The following is a 15,608-nucleotide window of genomic DNA, read 5'->3' as shown; positions in this document are numbered from 1 at the left end:
CGCTTGGGGGTCGTGGACATTTATTACACGACGGATTCAATCCGCTACTCATGGGACTCGTACAACCACGCCGACGAAGTGACGGAATGCCGACGTGTAACAGTGACCCTGCTGACTGCTGGGCGAGTAAGGGTAGGCGAGGAGAATGACAGACGTACTGGTTACCAACGGAACGGTCGTCACGCAGAACGGGAGCCGTGAAATCATCGACAACGGTGCCGTCGCCGTTGAGGATGACAAGATATCAGCGGTCGGTCCTGCCGAGCGTCTCGAAGACGAGACGAGTCCGGACCGGATCATCGACGCCGAGGGCGGGGCGGTAATTCCCGGATTGGTAAACGCACATACCCACGTCTCCGATATCTTCCTCCGCGGAGCATTCGAAGGCGATCGAGGGTTGTACGATTGGCTGTTCAACGTGAAACAGCCTGCCCTCGCAGTGATGGACGCCGATGAGCACGCTCTCGCGGCGCGACTGTATTGCGTCGAAGCCATCCAGTCGGGAACGACCACGTTCGTCGAGAACGCAACGGCCCTCGACTGGACCGATCTCAAGCCGACACGACGGAAACTCGACGTCTACGACCAGCTCGGAATTCGAAACGTCTACGGCGCTGGACTCAGGGACCGCTCCCCGGACGAGGATTTCAGACGTCTGTTCGAGGAGATTACAGGCTCCGGGGGTGGATCCGTTCATCCGGGACCCGACGCACTCATTGTCGAAACCGAGGATGGGTTGGCGGATGTCGAATCACTCATTGAGGCGTATCACGAGCCTGAGGAGCGACAGTCGGTCTGGCCGGCCCCAGCGACGCTCGCGACTACAACGTCAGATATGCTCCGGGGAGCGTACCGGCTCGCCGAAGAATACGATGTGATGACGACAGCCCACGTCGCGGAGGCAGAAGCGGAGGTGAGAGAGCGAGGGGCGATATCGAGTATCGAATATCTTCGCAATGTCGGCTATTTAGGCGAGCGCGCACTGCTCGGCCACTGTGTCCAGACGAACGATCGAGACGTCCGCCTGCTCGCGAAGTCGAATACGCCGGTCGTACACAATTATCGGGCGAACATGCAGCTTGCGACCGGTTTCGCGCCCATTGTCGATATGCTCGGCCGCGGCGTCACCGTCTGCCTCGGGACCGACAACACGATTCTGAACGACACGGTTAATCCCCTTTCCGACGCTCGAGCCGTTGCGACTGCACACAAGGGGTACCATCGCGATTCCGGAGTCGTCCCCGCAGGGACAGCGTTTGATATGGTGACGCGGGACGCTGCTCAGGCCATTGGACGCGGTGATGAACTCGGATCACTCGAACCCGGCACGCAGGCCGACCTTGTGGTGATCGACCTCGATCGACCGCATCTCACTCCAACTCCGGATCCAATACACACCCTCGTCTACGGCCTCCAAGGGGGAGAGGTCGAGACGGTCCTCTGTGCCGGCGAGGTTGTAATGGATAATCGAGAGCTGCTCACGCTGAAAGAACCTCTCTCCGAACTTCTTTCAACGGCCGAACGTACGGCCGCCGACATCGTTCGACGGGCTAACATCGAATGAACGACTTCGACCGATAGCCCCCGGAGTGGAGATTGACCCGCGGTTGTACGTGAGTTCGTGAGGAACTCTAGCTTCGATATCGCATTCGGCAGGCTTGGTGAGGTAAAGTCGACCGTCGCCGAGAACAGGCGAATTATGTTTAGAGTGCTCTGTTGAATCCACAGAAGACGGAGAGATAGCGTCGCTCTGAAGGTGGAAGCGAAGCGGAAGAGCCGAATGTGGCTAAACTACTCTTCCGCTTCGTTAAGCAAGCCGCGTCGCTGGCTCAAAAGCGCTGTGCCGCCAGTCCAACGGCGGTGAGTGATCCGACTGGCAACGGATTTCCCGGGTGGAAGCATGTCACGCTCCACTTTTTGCGGGTTCACATGGATGCGACGTACCGCGAAATCGTGGATTGGGCGAGTGAAATGGATCGGGTTCGTGGGCTGTTACAGCTCGCTCGAACGGCATTTCCCGTACCCTCAACGATGTACCGGTCGTTTGAGAGGGTGCCCATGTCCGTGTGGCGCGGCTTCCTTCGTGAGTCCGCGACCATCTGCGATCCGGGCTCGCACGGAGCCATCGATGCCACCTATTTCGATCGAGAAACGGCATCGAGACACTACCAACACCGCTCGGATCGCCACATACGCACGCTGAAAACGACGGCCATAGTCGATACAGATTCGTGTGCCATCCTCGATCTTCACTGCTCGGCACACTGGCCTCACGATACGCAAACTGGCCGTCGAGTCGCCCTGCGTAACACCGAGAAAATCGAGAGTCTCGCCGGCGACAAAGGCTATGACGACCAATCTCTCCGGGACGCCCTCCGTTCAGCGGGCGTCCGGCCGTTGCTGCGTCACCGATTGTTCGCTGCGTACGATCACGCCCACAACGCACGGTTGGACAGCGAATTATACGGCCAACGCTTGATGGCCGAGACCGCCTTTTCGGCCATCAAACGTCGGTTCGGCACCGCTGTCCACCCTCGCGCGTGGTACCGCGAGTTCGTGTTGACCGCCACAGTCTACAACCTCGAACAGGCTCTCAAACAGTGATCCCCACGCCGTCATCGGATTCAATAAAGCAGACTCTTCTATAGCCGATTCCCCCATCATAGCTCCTGGAGATCAGTAGATCGCTGGGTCAAAGCCTTCGCAGCTCTCCACAATGTCATCATCTAACCTTGACACTCTCGTGGGTATGATTAGGAATTCTGGATGGTAACAGAGACACGATCGTGGATTGGTCCCTCCTCGTCTCGCAAACGACCGCCCGACCGGCCATTGTGAATCGCGAGTGTCTCGCTCACGATGCTGAGGGCAATTTGGACTGGTTCACCGCCCCCAAGGTCAAGTCCAACCGGTGTCGATACCCGTTCGAGCTGGTCCTCTGTGAACGTCGCCCCATCCTTGGCGAGTTCGTCTTGAATCTGTTCAAAACGCTTTCGCGGCCCCATAAGTCCAATATAAGGGATTTCGGATGACTCCAGAAGCGCCTCAAGGGCAAGGCGGTCGTCGAGAAAGTTATGCGACATCAGGACTGCGTAGGTCATCTCGTCGGCCAGTTTTGCGAGATCGGTGGGACGCGTCGCCACAACCTCATGGGCGTGGGGAAAGTCTTCGTCAGCCGCCATAGCGCCGCGGGCAGATGCGACCACAACTTCGAATCCAACCGTGCGACCGAGGCGAGAGACCGGTTGAACGTCGTTCTGGTTTCCAAACAGGAGCAGTTGAGGCGCCGGTTTGATGCTATCAACGAAGACCCTAACCTCGCCATTCCTTGATGAGACCTCGACCGTTGCGGACTTCCCCTCAGTACGGAATTTCTTGGTGACAGACACGATTTCGTCAACGACCACCTCTGGAAGCGATTCACGTTCACTGGAAGGTGTGGGGTTACCGTTCGCGTCGACGACCGTGCGATCTCCTATCGAGACCGCTGGGTCGGTGGATTCGACGGAGGTCAGGACTGTCATCGGTTCCCTATTTTCCAGCACCGAAAGCATGGGCTCCACCGAGTTGTCTACGGGTTCCAACAGGAGGTCGATGACCCCGTTACACCCCAACCCGAGCCCCCACTCATCGTCGTCCATCAGATCGAACGTCTCGATCTGGGGACGACCAGTATCTCTGATTGACACCGCCAAATCGACGACCGGCCCCTCAAGACAGCCAGCCGTCACCGCGCCGAGGCTTTCCTCGTCGGCAGGGACGAGCATTTTTGCGCCCGGGCGGCGATAGGCAGACCCCTCGACATCGGTAATGGTCACAAGTACTGCGGGTTTGTCGTTTCTCAAGCTACGTCGTAGCTCTCGGAAGAGTTCCGGTTCTGAGATGCTCCATGGATCTGGGTCGCTGGGATTACTCATAGTCGCATATTCGTGTGCTTGTTTATTTACTTGCTCCTTGAACCGGTACAGGATGGACCGCCTTACTTTCGTTAAGCGCTCGGGATGAGGAGAGTTCGCACTATAGTAGCCGGTAGAACTTTTTACTCAGAAAGTGACGTTGTCTATAATGGAACACCTCAATGAGATCTCTGTCGAAGAACTCCAAGAGGCGCTTGACAAAGTTGACGGAAACAAACCCACACAGCGGTTGTTAGCCGCGATCGCGTACAAAAATGATGTCGCGCAAACCGAACTTGCCGAGTGGTACGATACAGAACGAAAAACGATCTATAACTGGCTCAAGCGGCTCGATACGGACGACCCACTTGAACAGGCTGTTTCAGATGCTCACCGATCTGGACGAAAGCGAAAACTTTCAGAAAAACAGCAACAAGAGTTTGAGCAAACGGTCCACGAATCACCCCAAGAGATCGGCTTTGACGCGCCGGCGTGGACGCCGGCGCTCGTACAAGAATATCTTCAAGAAACGTACGGCGTTGAGTACTCAGTCCCGAGCTGTCGGCGGTTATTGAAAGAGGTTGGATTGAGTTATCAAAAACCACGTCGTTCAGCCGCTGAATCCGACGATGACGAGCAAGATGAGTTCTACGACGAGATTAAAAAAAGCGGCGGGAAATGGACGCCGCAGTAGTGTGTATCGATCAAACCAAGAAATCTGTCCAAGCTGAGCCGCGTGCCGCGTGGTTTCCGCGGGGCACGCGGCTTTCTGTTGAACTTTCAGGCCAATGAGACTGGACGTGTCTGCTGGGCGCGATCACCGAGGACGGTGATCGCTTCTTCTCTCGATTCACAGAGTACATCACCGCCGATCACGCGAAACATTTCATTTTGACACTATGTGAAGAATTTGAAGATGATCTAATCATCGTTCTCGATGGAGCACCATACTTTCAGGCGTCGGCCGTCACGGACCTCGCGGCCCGTGACGACCTCGCGTTTGTGACGCTCCCCTCGTACTCGTCGGAGTTGAACCCGGTCGAGGAATGCTGTGAGTAATTACTTCTAGTATTTACTATAATGCTTCAGCGTAGCGTGCGATGTAGCGGAGCTGCTCAGGCGAGTACCCATTGAGGGTGTCGACCATCTCTGCCGAGAGGTCTGTCGGCGGGGTCGGTGACTCGTAGGACATCAGCGGTCGCCCCGTGTTAACCAACAGAGCGGGTATCGGCATAGATTTGTTGGTTAATCAGATATCGTCTCTTCACGGGTTGAAGAGTATGAATAGCAAACTATTCGGGAATAGAACGCCCCATTAGATGTCGTCGGGACGGGGCGCGTTCTCGTACTTGACCATCTTCTCGGATTTATCGCTGATGGTGTCGTAGATCTGTTGGAGTGTCTCTTCAGCGGCGAGCAGGTTGTGCTCCTCCAGGAACTCCTGACCCTCTTCGGTGAGACCGTAGAACTTCCAGGGGTAGCCCTGTCGGCGCTGGTCGTCGTCCAGGGCGACCTCCTTCACGATGCCCTCATCGATCAGCTTCTGGATGTGCTTGTCGACGGTCGCATCGCTCACACTGGGATTGAGCTCCTCGAGTTCGTACATCGATGGGAGCTGTTGGGGGTGAGCAAGAATATCGCTGTTGACATCCTCCTCCGCGTGAACGCGGAGGAATCCCGAGGTTGGGATATTAGGGTTTGGAGTCTCCCACCTCTCGTTGCGGTTGGAATCCACAGGAGAGGTCGTACAGGTAGACTCCGGGCTGTGCCAACCAGCCGGTACTCCTATCCCCGGACAACTGCCCGGTAGACTCGGAGTTACTTTCCTCGTTGATGTCCAGACGGATGTTTTCCGCCCCGTTCACGTCCGCGTTGAACGCCGCATCACACGACTCGCAGACGTACAACCCGCGTTCGACACGCTGGCTGTCGTCTTCTCTTCCACAAACGCAACACGTTTTACTCGTGTCACGTTCGGACACTTCCATGACCTCGATGCCCTCAACTTTCGCTTTGTACTCGAGGATCGACGTGAAGCGGTCGAACGCCCACCCGTGTAGGTCGAGGTTTCCGTGCCGACCCCAGTTCTTCGACTTGCCGTTCTCGTCCTCGCGGACGCCTTCCAAGTCCCCGACATTGATGCGACCCACACTACGCTCGATACATTTCTCCACGATGTGTTTGGCGAGACTGTGGAAGAAGTGGGTGCGGCGTTCCGACCATTTGTGATGAAGTCGCGTGGCCCTGTCGCCACTGCTGTCGTCACAGTTGGCGATTTCTTTCGGGAAGTAGTACCCGTCCTGTTTCAGGCGGTTGCCGGGATAGAGGTCGGCGTCTTCGGTGCTGTAGGCGACAGCGGCGAAGTTGCTGATACCGAGATCAATGCCCGCAGTCTCGGTTCCGGGAGCGTCGGGCGTCTCGATTTCGTCCTTGCAGACGAGGTGTAACTCCCATCGCTCCTTTGTTTGGTCGTAGACAGCACGAACCTGTTGCAGGTTCTCAACCTCGACGCCGGGGCGTGTCTCGTATTCGACAAGGATGTACTCCCACGCTTTCGGATGTTCTTTGTGGCTCGCTCCCTTGGAGAGGCGGACACGGTTGTTCTTAGTGTCGTGTCGGATGCCGTTCTGTTTCCACGTCACCGTACTGCGTGGGTGTTCTTTGTGGACGCGACGACCCTGTTGGTCGTAGTAGTTTTGTTTGCGGTAGCCGGGCGGATTGTCTCGTTCGTCATCACTGGAGTACCACGAGTTGAAGGCTTCAGCGAGTTCCTCCAGAACCCGCTGACTGGACTGACTGTGCAGTCACTTGTACTTGTCGTGACCTTTCAACTCGTTTTTCAACTCCTCGTGGTCGGGAATCTCCCCGGTCTCCTCCCAGACTTGGCGGGAGTGGTAGTTGGCGACGTTCCAGAGTTTGCTGGCACTCCACCCGTGTCGGTCAAGCGAGCCCTCTACCTGACTGTAATTGAGGATTTTCGCTCGATGGGTTCGGTGGACTTCCAGCATTCTGAACGCCTGTATAATTGCTTATAATCGCTTCTCTTCTAAAGAATGGGATTGAGAACGGTGGAATATCCAGTCCTGTCGAAGTCAGTAGAACGTGTCACGGAGTGACGGCGCGTATCCACGGCCTGAAGGCCGTGGTATTGCGCCAATTCAGCGTATAATTCACTGGTCCTCACGCTCTTCCCACTCCGGACGTGGTGTCGGGGACGGGAGTTCGTCAACCTCAGTTCGAAGTTCGTCCTCTGTCGTCCACGGGAAGCATCGTTCGTGGAGTTCGAATTTACGGAATTTGTTGAGATGGACCCAACTGTACGTTGTCGGCTCTTCGTCCTCATCTGCCCGCTCGTCGATCACATCCCACACCTCCTGTTCGTCGATGTCGAGACCGCTCTCTTGGGCGCGATCGACGAGCGACTCGACGTTTGCTTTGACTTCATCCGTCGACAAATCCTCTGTGAACGCTATCTCAAGGGCGGCCTGAATGACGTGCTGTGGCGAGTCAAGGTTCTCGTCAGTCACCCACGCGTAATCACGTGGGAACACGTACGACTTGTCGAAATACGGCGGGTCATCGATCTCGCCCAATTCAGGCGCCTCCCCACCACTCTCCTTCTCGAAGACCCCAACGATGTAGTCGCTGTACGTCGCGAGCAACGAAAACATGATATCGAACGTATTGAGGCGGTCAGTCGAAAGTTCGAGGAGATCACCCATGATGAACGGATAGGCACCGAGCTGCTTCGTGAGTTCGTTCTGGACGGCGCGAAGCCGGCGGATATAGGGGTCGCGATAGCTCCCCAAAATAAAATACGATGTCCGCTGACTCCAGAGATACGGCAATTCACGCTGGGTGAACCGCCAGATTTCCCGTTTCTCTGCAGGCTCAAGTTCGATGCCCCCGACGGCCTCGTGAACAACGGTCATAATATCCCCAGCGTCCGGCGGCGGGCTTGGGTCGGTCATTAGCTGTTGATTCAAACCACATCACCTTATCCTTTCTGAACCACTTTGATTTTTTCTGATTTAACTAACTTGGACGACCCTAACTGTTATAGCGTCCTACACCGTACTGCCACGTATGAGCGAAACCGACGCTGGCCCGGCCGATGGAGGGCCGTTCGCGGAACAGCAGCGGCTATTCAAGCTGCTGTCCCAAGATACGCGCCACCTTATCATCCAGGAGCTGCTGGGCCATCCCGCCCATCTGATGTCGCTCGCCGAACTCGAGTATATGACCGGGAAGAGCCAGGCGGCCATCAAAGACCAGTTGGAGACGTTGATCGACGCCGGGCTCCTCGCACGCTACACGTACGATCCAAGCGAGGGAAAGCGTGATCTCCCCTCTCAGTTCTACGGGTTCACAGAGCGGGGGGTCGAGGTCCTCCACGACTACAAGTATCTCCGTGGCCTTCCGGTCGCACGTGCCCTCTACGAGAACACGCGTAAGACCGAGAAAATCGAGCGCCACGAATCGGCCCCACGTCCGGAGCTTCCGGATGCTGTCGCGGCAGCCCTCGAGTTCGACGAGCCCGTTCTCGACACAGTCGATGGTGGCACAAACTCGTAGTTCGTTGTCGAACAGCACGGTTCTCGACGCTGCAGAGACGGGACGTCGACTTCGTACCTTGGTCAGCGTATCCGGGGCGGAACCTCCAGCCTTGAGGAGTGGGCGAAACGAACGAGTAGGCCAGAGAGCAAGTCGACAACTCCACCACATTTGACGGACTGTTGCCGTTCTCTCTCCCAGTATTTATAAACTATCAGACACACATCTGACATATGGAGGTGCGGCGGACCGTCCCGATCAAACTCAACGTACATAGTGATGACGCCGCACTTCTCCGTGAAACCGTCGATGAATTTCAATGGGCCGCCAACTACGTCGTTGATCACGCTTGGCAGGGCGAATACAAAACAACGAGCAAGGCCCAGTTACAGGAGGAAACCTACGGCGACGTGCGTGACCAGACGCGATTACACGCCAATCTCGTCCAGAACGCTCGCAACAAGGCCGCCGACGCCATACAGAGCGTCGTCGCCCGTTGGAAGCAAGGCGAGTATGCGGGGAAACCGCACTTCTCGACCCCGACTATCGTTTACGACAAGCGATGCGCGACCTTCCACGACGAGTACGTCTCGCTGGCAACTGTTGACGGGTGTATCGAAATCGAGTACATCCTGCCAGACGGCGGCCGCGAGCGAGAGCAACTCGTCGGCAGTCAGCGACTCGTCCGCGGGGCCGTCCCGCACGAACACGTCCGTCAGCTGTGTTTCGCCCCGCGTGAGCGTGCCCGTCTTGTCGAATGCGACCGCGTCGATGTTCGCGGCCGTCTCGACGTGTTCGCCACCTTTGAATAGAACGCCCTGCCGGCCACCGGAGGCGATTGCTGATAACACCGCCGCCGGCGTAGAGATGATGACGGCACACGGCGACGCGGCGACCATCAGGGTTATCGCACGATTGAACGTGCTGGTAAACTCGTTCCCGATCAGGAGCGGTATCGCGATTGCCGCGTTCGTCAGCACTCACACTCGCCAGATACCCCGTGTCGTCGATCACCCGGGACAGCAGGCGGTTCCACGGGAGGACCTCATCTTCGGACGGCGTCGCACAGCCGCTGAGGGTCCGCCGCGTTGTGAGGAGGTCGAACGTGACGCTGGAGGTGAAAATGACTAAGTTGATGACGACCGCCTTCGACATCGAAACAACGTGGTTCGAGACCGATGACGAACTCACTAAGAGTTCGTGAACACTGTCACCTCTGATTGTACGCTCAATTTCGAGCTCTTTTGAGAGAACATCTTGGGGTCCATGAGAGAGCAACTTCTCCACCGGACCCATTCTGTATTCCGGCGATAATTTTCACCGTATCACCCTTATGTAGGTCTAATTCATACGTCTGATCTCGTTGTGTCGTGTCATCGACACGGACATCATCAGAGCCTCTTTTCAATGCCGAACAACTCCCCGGGGGCAGATGCTACAGTCACGCTTGTTGCAGACAGATATGCTCTCCCGTCCATGTATGCGGTTTGAACGGGAGAGCATAAAATAGATGTTTAGAAAATACGGATACTTTAGTTACTTACACAGATGCGTTCTGTTTCTGCATCTGTAGTGTATTGGAGTTGTGTTCGAATAGAGAGTTACAGTCCTCTACCTGTCTTGGTTAAGCGGTTCGCGGTGGAGTACCTCGCTCTCATTGAAGACGACAATGGCCATCTCAGGCTCCGAGTCGATCGTAACGCTAGTCTCGTCGCCGGCGGTCACCTCGTCGGCGTCGGAATCCCAAGAGCGCAATCCGTCGGTCGCGGGTTCCACGACCACGTCAACCTGGTCAGCGTCTAGCGCGTCACCGCCGGCGTGCGTGAACGTCACGACGCCCCCGTCGCCATCCTCAGCCGGTTCATACACGACCTCGAACGTCGCCTGCGGGGAGATCACGTGCTCGGTTACGGTTCGGGTCTCCTCGCCAGCAGTCCACTCGACAGTGATCGTTGTGCCGGCGGACAGATCACCAAGCGACAGCGTCTCCCCACCGGTCAGTCGGTCCGTCTCATCGGCGGGCTGGTCTGTTGTGGGCTCACCATCGATCAGAACCTGGAAGACATCGGCGTTGCGACGAACCTCGCCGACGTAGCGGAGCGTCGTCCCCGACGCTTCGTTGTCGCCCCCGTCTCCTTCGTCAACGACGAATCCGCGGCGGGGTGCCGCCGAGAAGTGAGCGACGGAGCTGGTCGCCGACCCGTTCTCAAACTCGGTGTGGACGCTGACGACAACGGTGTCGTCGAGCCCGACGTCGTCGACCGTGATCGTGTCTCCCGTCGTTAGTTTGTCGTGCTCGGACGCAAACGCCGACTTCTGATCGTCTTCTCGTCCCTGGAAGTCACCAGCACTGTTCACCGACACGCGCAGTCGTTCGGGGTCGGCAGGCTGTTCGCCGACGTACTCGATCGTCATCGCCTCGGAGTCAATATCGTAGGTCGCCGCGAGTGCGTCGCGTGCCGTGGTTGTGCCGCCAATATGGTGTTCGCGGTCGCCGCCGGTCCACACGAGTCGGACCCGCAGGAGTGGGGGTACTGGAGCAGTGAATGAGTCATCCGGACCAAACTCGTCGAGTTTGTCCGCGGGCTGGACATCGGCCGGGGTGCGACCGACCTGGAGCGCTAACTCTGACGCTGGAAGCGCCCGACCGCCTCGGTGTTGGACCGTAATCTCGCCGGCGTCCGGGTCGTATTCGATCGATGCGCGCGTGTTCGGAACGACCTCATGTTCGGCAATGACAACCGGTTCGTCTGGCTCCTGCCACTCGACTGCGACTGTACTTCTCAGGGGAAGTTCGCCGAGAACCATCTCCTCGTCGCCCGAGAGTGTATCGTGTTCGTCAGCAAACTGCGTGTCAGCTGTCTCTCCGTCGACCAGCGTCACGAACGCGTCAGCAGGGCGAGACTCCTCTCCGTCGTACCTGACTGTGGTCCCGTCCTCGGCATGTGAGTGGATCCAAACACGCGGGGGGCGGGCACGGTAATGGATGAGCGACCTGCCACCCATCGGTTTCTCAACGTCGAACTCTAGCTGTACACTGTCGCCAATCGACACGTCCGTGACGGTGACTGTATCGCCAGGTTCGAGGGTTCCGTCGGTGAATTCCTCGCCGACTGTTTGGACGCCTCCCTCGCCGCGGTGGACCAGCTGAAGGCTACTTGCGTCGGCGGGGCGCTCGGCCTCGTAGCTGAGTTTCAACGTTTCGGCATTCATCTCGTACTCGACGTCGAACGCCTCGCGGTCGACCTGTTCGCGAGCGTACGTGTCGTAGACATTCGCGTCCGGGTCGAACCACCGCAGCATCACGGTTGCGATCAGTCCAGTCTCGACAGCGATCTCATCGCCGGCCGTGAATTCCTCGCCGTCGAAGACCGTGTCGCTCACCTCATCGCCGTCGTGCCACACTTCCAGCTCGTCGGCCGGCACCGCCTCGCCTTCAACATGCTCGAACGTCACGGTGCCGGCAGCGCGGTCGTATTGCGACCGGATGTGGGCATCCGGTGACGCCTCACGGTCAAATTCCGGCGGGGCCTCGACGACGGTGTCGACGAGTACGAGTCCGTCGGTTCGGGTGATGTCCATCTCGACCGGGACGGCGGGGTCGACGGTACGCACGAGTCGCTCGATGGTCTCGTCGTCGAGCCCGTCGGCGTCATCAGCCGGGCGGATCACATACGCGTTCTCCGCCGTTCCGTCGAGGTCTCTGAGGTCGTCAGGATCGGTCTCGAAGCCGGCGGCGAACGCGTCTACGTCCTCGGGGACCGCGGGCGGAAACGGACCATCGGCAGCGTCCGGAATCAAAAGCACCGTCTCGAATCCACCAAGTCGAGGGAGGGCGGCCGCGCCCAGCGGCGATTCCGCAAGGCGATCGACATCGTCGGCGGCCGCACGGCCGGCGGCGCGAGCGACTTCGATCCGCCGATCGCTCCTGTCGTCTTCCGCCGAGTCCGAACGACTGCGAGGACTTGGCGAATCCCCACTGCCGGTCGCAGTGGCCGCCACGCCGTCACCGGTGAGGAACGCGGTCTCACCGTCATCGGCGAGTCGCCAGTCGGCAGGGAGTTCGTCCGTCGTCTCGGCCTCCGCGGGGACCTCGTCGTCCGACTCACCGCCGGTATCACCGCCTCCCTCGCCGACCGCAATCGTCTCACCGCGGTCGAGTCGGTCGAAGCCGCCAGCTGCCGTCACCAGCTGGAACCCACGTTCGGCCGAAGTGACCGCGACCGTCGCAGACAACTCGTCGGCGTCAATGTCGAGCCGCTCAGTCGCGGAACGGGCGCGGTGGCTCAGTTCCTCTGCCGCGTCGGCGTCGATGCGCTCCGCAATGACTATCGCGTACGTCGTCGACAGCGCGTCGCCCGCCGGAACAGGGAGGAAGGCGTCGGCGAATGGTGCCGAAATATCGATGTCAAGGGCGGTCGGTGTCCCGGCCGGTCGGCCAGAAACGTTCACGTCGGTTTCAGAGGTGAGAACACCTGTCAGCGCTGCGAGCGTCAGGGCGCTTCCTCCGAGGAAGCCCCGACGGGAGGGTCGTACCATACGCAGAGATACCGACACCGCACATAAAAACGGCCGATAATACAAATCGTTATTGTAGTCTTCAAGCATCGGCTGCTCCCGTTATGCCATCGCTGACCGCCAGCTTCGCTATTTGCGTGTGAGACTGATCGCTCAGTACAGATAGTTCAACGAATAGCATTTTTATGCAGCATTGTATCTGGAGGATAATAGCTCACCAGAGCTGAATAGTTGTAATGAGAGATGTTCGAATGACAGGAGATAGCAGTTCCAACCACGTTGCCAGTCAACCGGTTGTTGTTCAGGAGGTACCCATCAGAACGAGATACCAGACAATATCGACTCAGAGCTGTATTCGGCAGAATGCCACATCAACTCGTTCCACGAATTCAAAATTGTGCCTAGAGGCGAGCTTGTTGAAGCACTCCGCAACAACGGCTACACGGTAGATTTCAGAGACCGATAATGACAATGAGCGTCAACTGAGCGGGCGTTCGGAGTAGTTCTCGCGCAGAGACGTTGGTGTACTCTCGCCGTCCGAGATACCCGATCATGAACTCGGCACCGTGTGCGAACACCAACGCGCCAATTCCGAGTAGAAGGTTGATAGACAGCACTATTGAGCGATCAACTGACAGCCAGTACAACGCGCTTGGTGGGACGACTGAGAGCGCCCATGTGCCAAGCATTGAGAGTCCAAACGGGACGTTTCGCGGATAGATCGGCGGCCATCCGGGTCGAGGACACCACCCGCCTCGTTTCTCGCGGAGTTCGTGTAACGGTTCGATCTGACCGACAACGTCGGGGGAGTCACGCTCATCAAAGAGTATTTTTCTGACTCCCAACAGTACCGTGCTGAACGCTTCAATCCAATATATAACGAGGAGTGCCCAGGGGTTTCATCCCAAAACAATAACCCCGATAAGCGGCACGAGATTTGCACCGATGAGGACGAGGCTTTCGAGCGAGCGGAGTGGCGAGGTGGAGGGCGATGCGTGCATACTTCGGTACGGGTATTGACCGATTGAGTCGACTCTTGAATATATAAGATGGTTCGTACATCACCGATGGCAAAGTTTCTGACGCGACAGCACCGAATTAGAGAAGAGAGTGTGTACACTGCGCTCTTGAGACAGCGAAACAGGGACGATTCCGTACCGATACCCCCTCAGAGTGAGAATATCGCTCTTATTTCGGGCATTTTATTGGAGGGGACTAAGAGATACTACTCGAATGGCCCTCCAACTCAGCCATGCGGTTAGCGACGGTATTCGGCGTACACTCACCCGAACTGGTGGAATCCTCTTCGTTGGGTTCCTCGTGATTCAGTTCGGGATTCAAACAGCTGTCAACAGTACTGTTCTCGGGTATCTCCCGCCCCAAGCCGCGGCGCAGTTTAGCCGCAACGCTGGGCTCGCGCTTCCGATGTCTGGAAATGTCGGACTTGCCTTGTTTGGTGTGCTCATCATTCTGAGCTCGGTGTACTTTGTGATTCTCTCTCGAACGTTTGCTCAACCACTGAGCGAGATGTCGACGTTTCCCGCGCCGGCGACGCAGCGACTCGGGCGAGCCACGGCAATCGCGCTGGTCGGTGGACTGATCGTGAGCATCACGGTGATGATTGGCTTCTTCCTCCTGTTCATCCCGGGGCTGTTCTTTGCGGCCTCGTTCCTGTTTTTCATCTTCGCCGTTGCCGTCGAAGATCGCGGCATCATCAGTAGTCTCAAACGGAGTTGGGGGCTGGCTCGCGGTTCCCGGCTTAAACTCGGCGTCCTTGTCGTTGTGTCCGCCCTGTTCGGCGGGGTTATCGGTGGTGTCGCACCGCTGTTGGATCTCGCTGGTGTGCCGGTCGCCGCTGATGTCGTAACGGTCGTTCTCACGACAGTATTTTTCCTGCCGTACTATGCGATCATCGCGTCGGCGTACCTCCAACTGCGTGACGACCGAGACGTTTCCAACCGGTCGACAACAGAGCCCATCGACGCGTCACAGGTACCTGAACTCTAGTCGGTTCGCTCACCCCTGCTGAAACCCTCGGTACGCAATATATCCCTGTGCGGGTACGGTCACCACAGTATCTTCACGTGATACCGGATAATTCGCTCAGCAGTCAAACGAGGACTTTCACGAAAATAACAGTTCACTCTCATTTCGCAACATGACCGCCAGCTGAGAGATATATTAAATCTCTCACTAATTTGTACGCACTGGAGGTTCAGAACTCGAAAGCTGTTCCACTGTGGGTAATGAAATCCGTACTGATCAGGGCCGTCCTGCTGATTTCCGGGGCTCTGTATTCAAATATGATAAATATATGCCAACTCGTTTCGATAAGATGCCCACAGTGGACAGAGACAAACGTCTCGAGGAAGTTCCCATGTCCGCCCGTCGATGGGGTGTAGACATCAACCACAAAGAATCTGTTTAGAGGATTGTATTTTTGCCCGGACATGTATTGTGCCCGCCGCCGCGCCCTCTAACTGCCCGGCGCTTCCGCAGTTCCGACCTCAACAGTGGTTGTTTGAGTCCACATAGCCTCGATGAGTACGCGCTTATTGCAGACGAACTGGTCCTTTCGTCGGTCGGTCAGCCGTATCTAAAGCCCGACCTGGCGGAGATCGAAGCTGTGACGCGAGTCGA

The 15,608-nt window shown here is 57.4% G+C and carries 8 protein-coding genes and 7 pseudogenes; 8 read left to right on the top strand and 7 right to left on the bottom strand.

The genetic code is table 11. From position 1 onward, the window contains the following. Nucleotides 1-145: 145 nt before the first annotated feature. Nucleotides 146-1,564 carry an amidohydrolase family protein gene (locus DJ73_RS01385; RefSeq protein ID WP_094524404.1) on the top strand — a complete coding sequence of 473 codons (1,419 nt, stop codon included), beginning with the start codon at nt 146-148 and terminating at the stop codon, nt 1,562-1,564. A gap of 218 nt (nt 1,565-1,782) precedes the next feature. Continuing rightward, a complete protein-coding gene (locus DJ73_RS01380) occupies nt 1,783-2,604 on the top strand; it encodes an IS5 family transposase (RefSeq protein WP_094557103.1) in 822 nt (273 codons plus the stop codon). 149 nt (nt 2,605-2,753) lie between these two features. Here DJ73_RS01380 and DJ73_RS01375 read toward each other — a convergent pair whose 3' ends face one another. Further along, nucleotides 2,754-3,917 carry an XdhC family protein gene (locus tag DJ73_RS01375; protein WP_094557102.1) on the bottom strand — a complete coding sequence of 388 codons (1,164 nt, stop codon included), beginning with the start codon at nt 3,915-3,917 and terminating at the stop codon, nt 2,754-2,756. Nucleotides 3,918-4,065: 148 nt separating this feature from the next. Between DJ73_RS01375 and DJ73_RS01370 the strand changes: the two are divergent. Beyond that, nucleotides 4,066-4,955 (top strand): annotated as a pseudogene (locus DJ73_RS01370) (IS630 family transposase). A gap of 256 nt (nt 4,956-5,211) precedes the next feature. Here the strand turns inward: DJ73_RS01370 and DJ73_RS01365 are convergent. The 3 genes and pseudogenes from DJ73_RS01365 to DJ73_RS01355 all read right to left on the bottom strand — a co-directional run. Beyond that, a pseudogene (locus DJ73_RS01365) lies at nt 5,212-5,538 on the bottom strand (PadR family transcriptional regulator); the annotation flags it as partial. A gap of 49 nt (nt 5,539-5,587) precedes the next feature. Next, a pseudogene (locus DJ73_RS01360) lies at nt 5,588-6,904 on the bottom strand (RNA-guided endonuclease InsQ/TnpB family protein). A 162-nt stretch (nt 6,905-7,066) separates the two neighbouring features. After that, nucleotides 7,067-7,867 carry a hypothetical protein gene (locus tag DJ73_RS01355; protein WP_094524408.1) on the bottom strand — a complete coding sequence of 267 codons (801 nt, stop codon included), beginning with the start codon at nt 7,865-7,867 and terminating at the stop codon, nt 7,067-7,069. A gap of 115 nt (nt 7,868-7,982) precedes the next feature. Here DJ73_RS01355 and DJ73_RS01350 point away from each other — a divergent pair, with 115 nt between their 5' ends. Together DJ73_RS01350 and DJ73_RS01345 are read left to right on the top strand one after the other, a co-directional pair. Beyond that, complete coding sequence (locus DJ73_RS01350; protein ID WP_094524409.1) at nt 7,983-8,471, top strand: winged helix-turn-helix domain-containing protein; 489 nt, start codon at nt 7,983-7,985, stop codon at nt 8,469-8,471. A 212-nt stretch (nt 8,472-8,683) separates the two neighbouring features. Further along, nucleotides 8,684-9,103 (top strand): annotated as a pseudogene (locus DJ73_RS01345) (RNA-guided endonuclease TnpB family protein); the annotation flags it as partial. On the opposite strand, the pseudogene DJ73_RS21295 reads toward DJ73_RS01345, so the two are convergent. Beyond that, a pseudogene (locus DJ73_RS21295) lies at nt 9,089-9,427 on the bottom strand (heavy metal translocating P-type ATPase); the annotation flags it as partial. The pseudogenes DJ73_RS01345 and DJ73_RS21295 overlap by 15 nt on opposite strands. 23 nt (nt 9,428-9,450) lie before the next feature. Between DJ73_RS21295 and DJ73_RS19545 the strand changes: the two are divergent. Beyond that, nucleotides 9,451-9,654 carry a hypothetical protein gene (locus tag DJ73_RS19545; protein ID WP_094524410.1) on the top strand — a complete coding sequence of 68 codons (204 nt, stop codon included), beginning with the start codon at nt 9,451-9,453 and terminating at the stop codon, nt 9,652-9,654. Nucleotides 9,655-10,061: 407 nt separating this feature from the next. Here DJ73_RS19545 and DJ73_RS01335 read toward each other — a convergent pair whose 3' ends face one another. Next, nucleotides 10,062-12,782 carry a type IV pilin N-terminal domain-containing protein gene (locus DJ73_RS01335; RefSeq protein ID WP_094557106.1) on the bottom strand — a complete coding sequence of 907 codons (2,721 nt, stop codon included), beginning with the start codon at nt 12,780-12,782 and terminating at the stop codon, nt 10,062-10,064. 437 nt (nt 12,783-13,219) lie between these two features. Between DJ73_RS01335 and DJ73_RS20735 the strand changes: the two are divergent. Beyond that, nucleotides 13,220-13,434, top strand: a pseudogene (locus DJ73_RS20735) (hypothetical protein). Here the strand turns inward: DJ73_RS20735 and DJ73_RS21290 are convergent. Then, a pseudogene (locus DJ73_RS21290) lies at nt 13,421-13,852 on the bottom strand (hypothetical protein); the annotation flags it as partial. The pseudogenes DJ73_RS20735 and DJ73_RS21290 sit on opposite strands and share 14 nt — an antisense overlap. Before the next feature lie 349 nt (nt 13,853-14,201). Here DJ73_RS21290 and DJ73_RS01325 point away from each other — a divergent pair. Beyond that, nucleotides 14,202-14,975 carry a hypothetical protein gene (locus DJ73_RS01325; protein ID WP_094524411.1) on the top strand — a complete coding sequence of 258 codons (774 nt, stop codon included), beginning with the start codon at nt 14,202-14,204 and terminating at the stop codon, nt 14,973-14,975. The last annotated feature ends 633 nt before the right edge of the window (nt 14,976-15,608 follow it).

Source organism: Halorubrum sp. Ea1, from assembly GCF_002252965.1.
Taxonomy (GTDB): Archaea; Halobacteriota; Halobacteria; order Halobacteriales; family Haloferacaceae; genus Halorubrum.
Note: the sequence above shows the minus strand (reverse complement) of the source record. Positions and strands in the feature narration are given on the sequence as shown.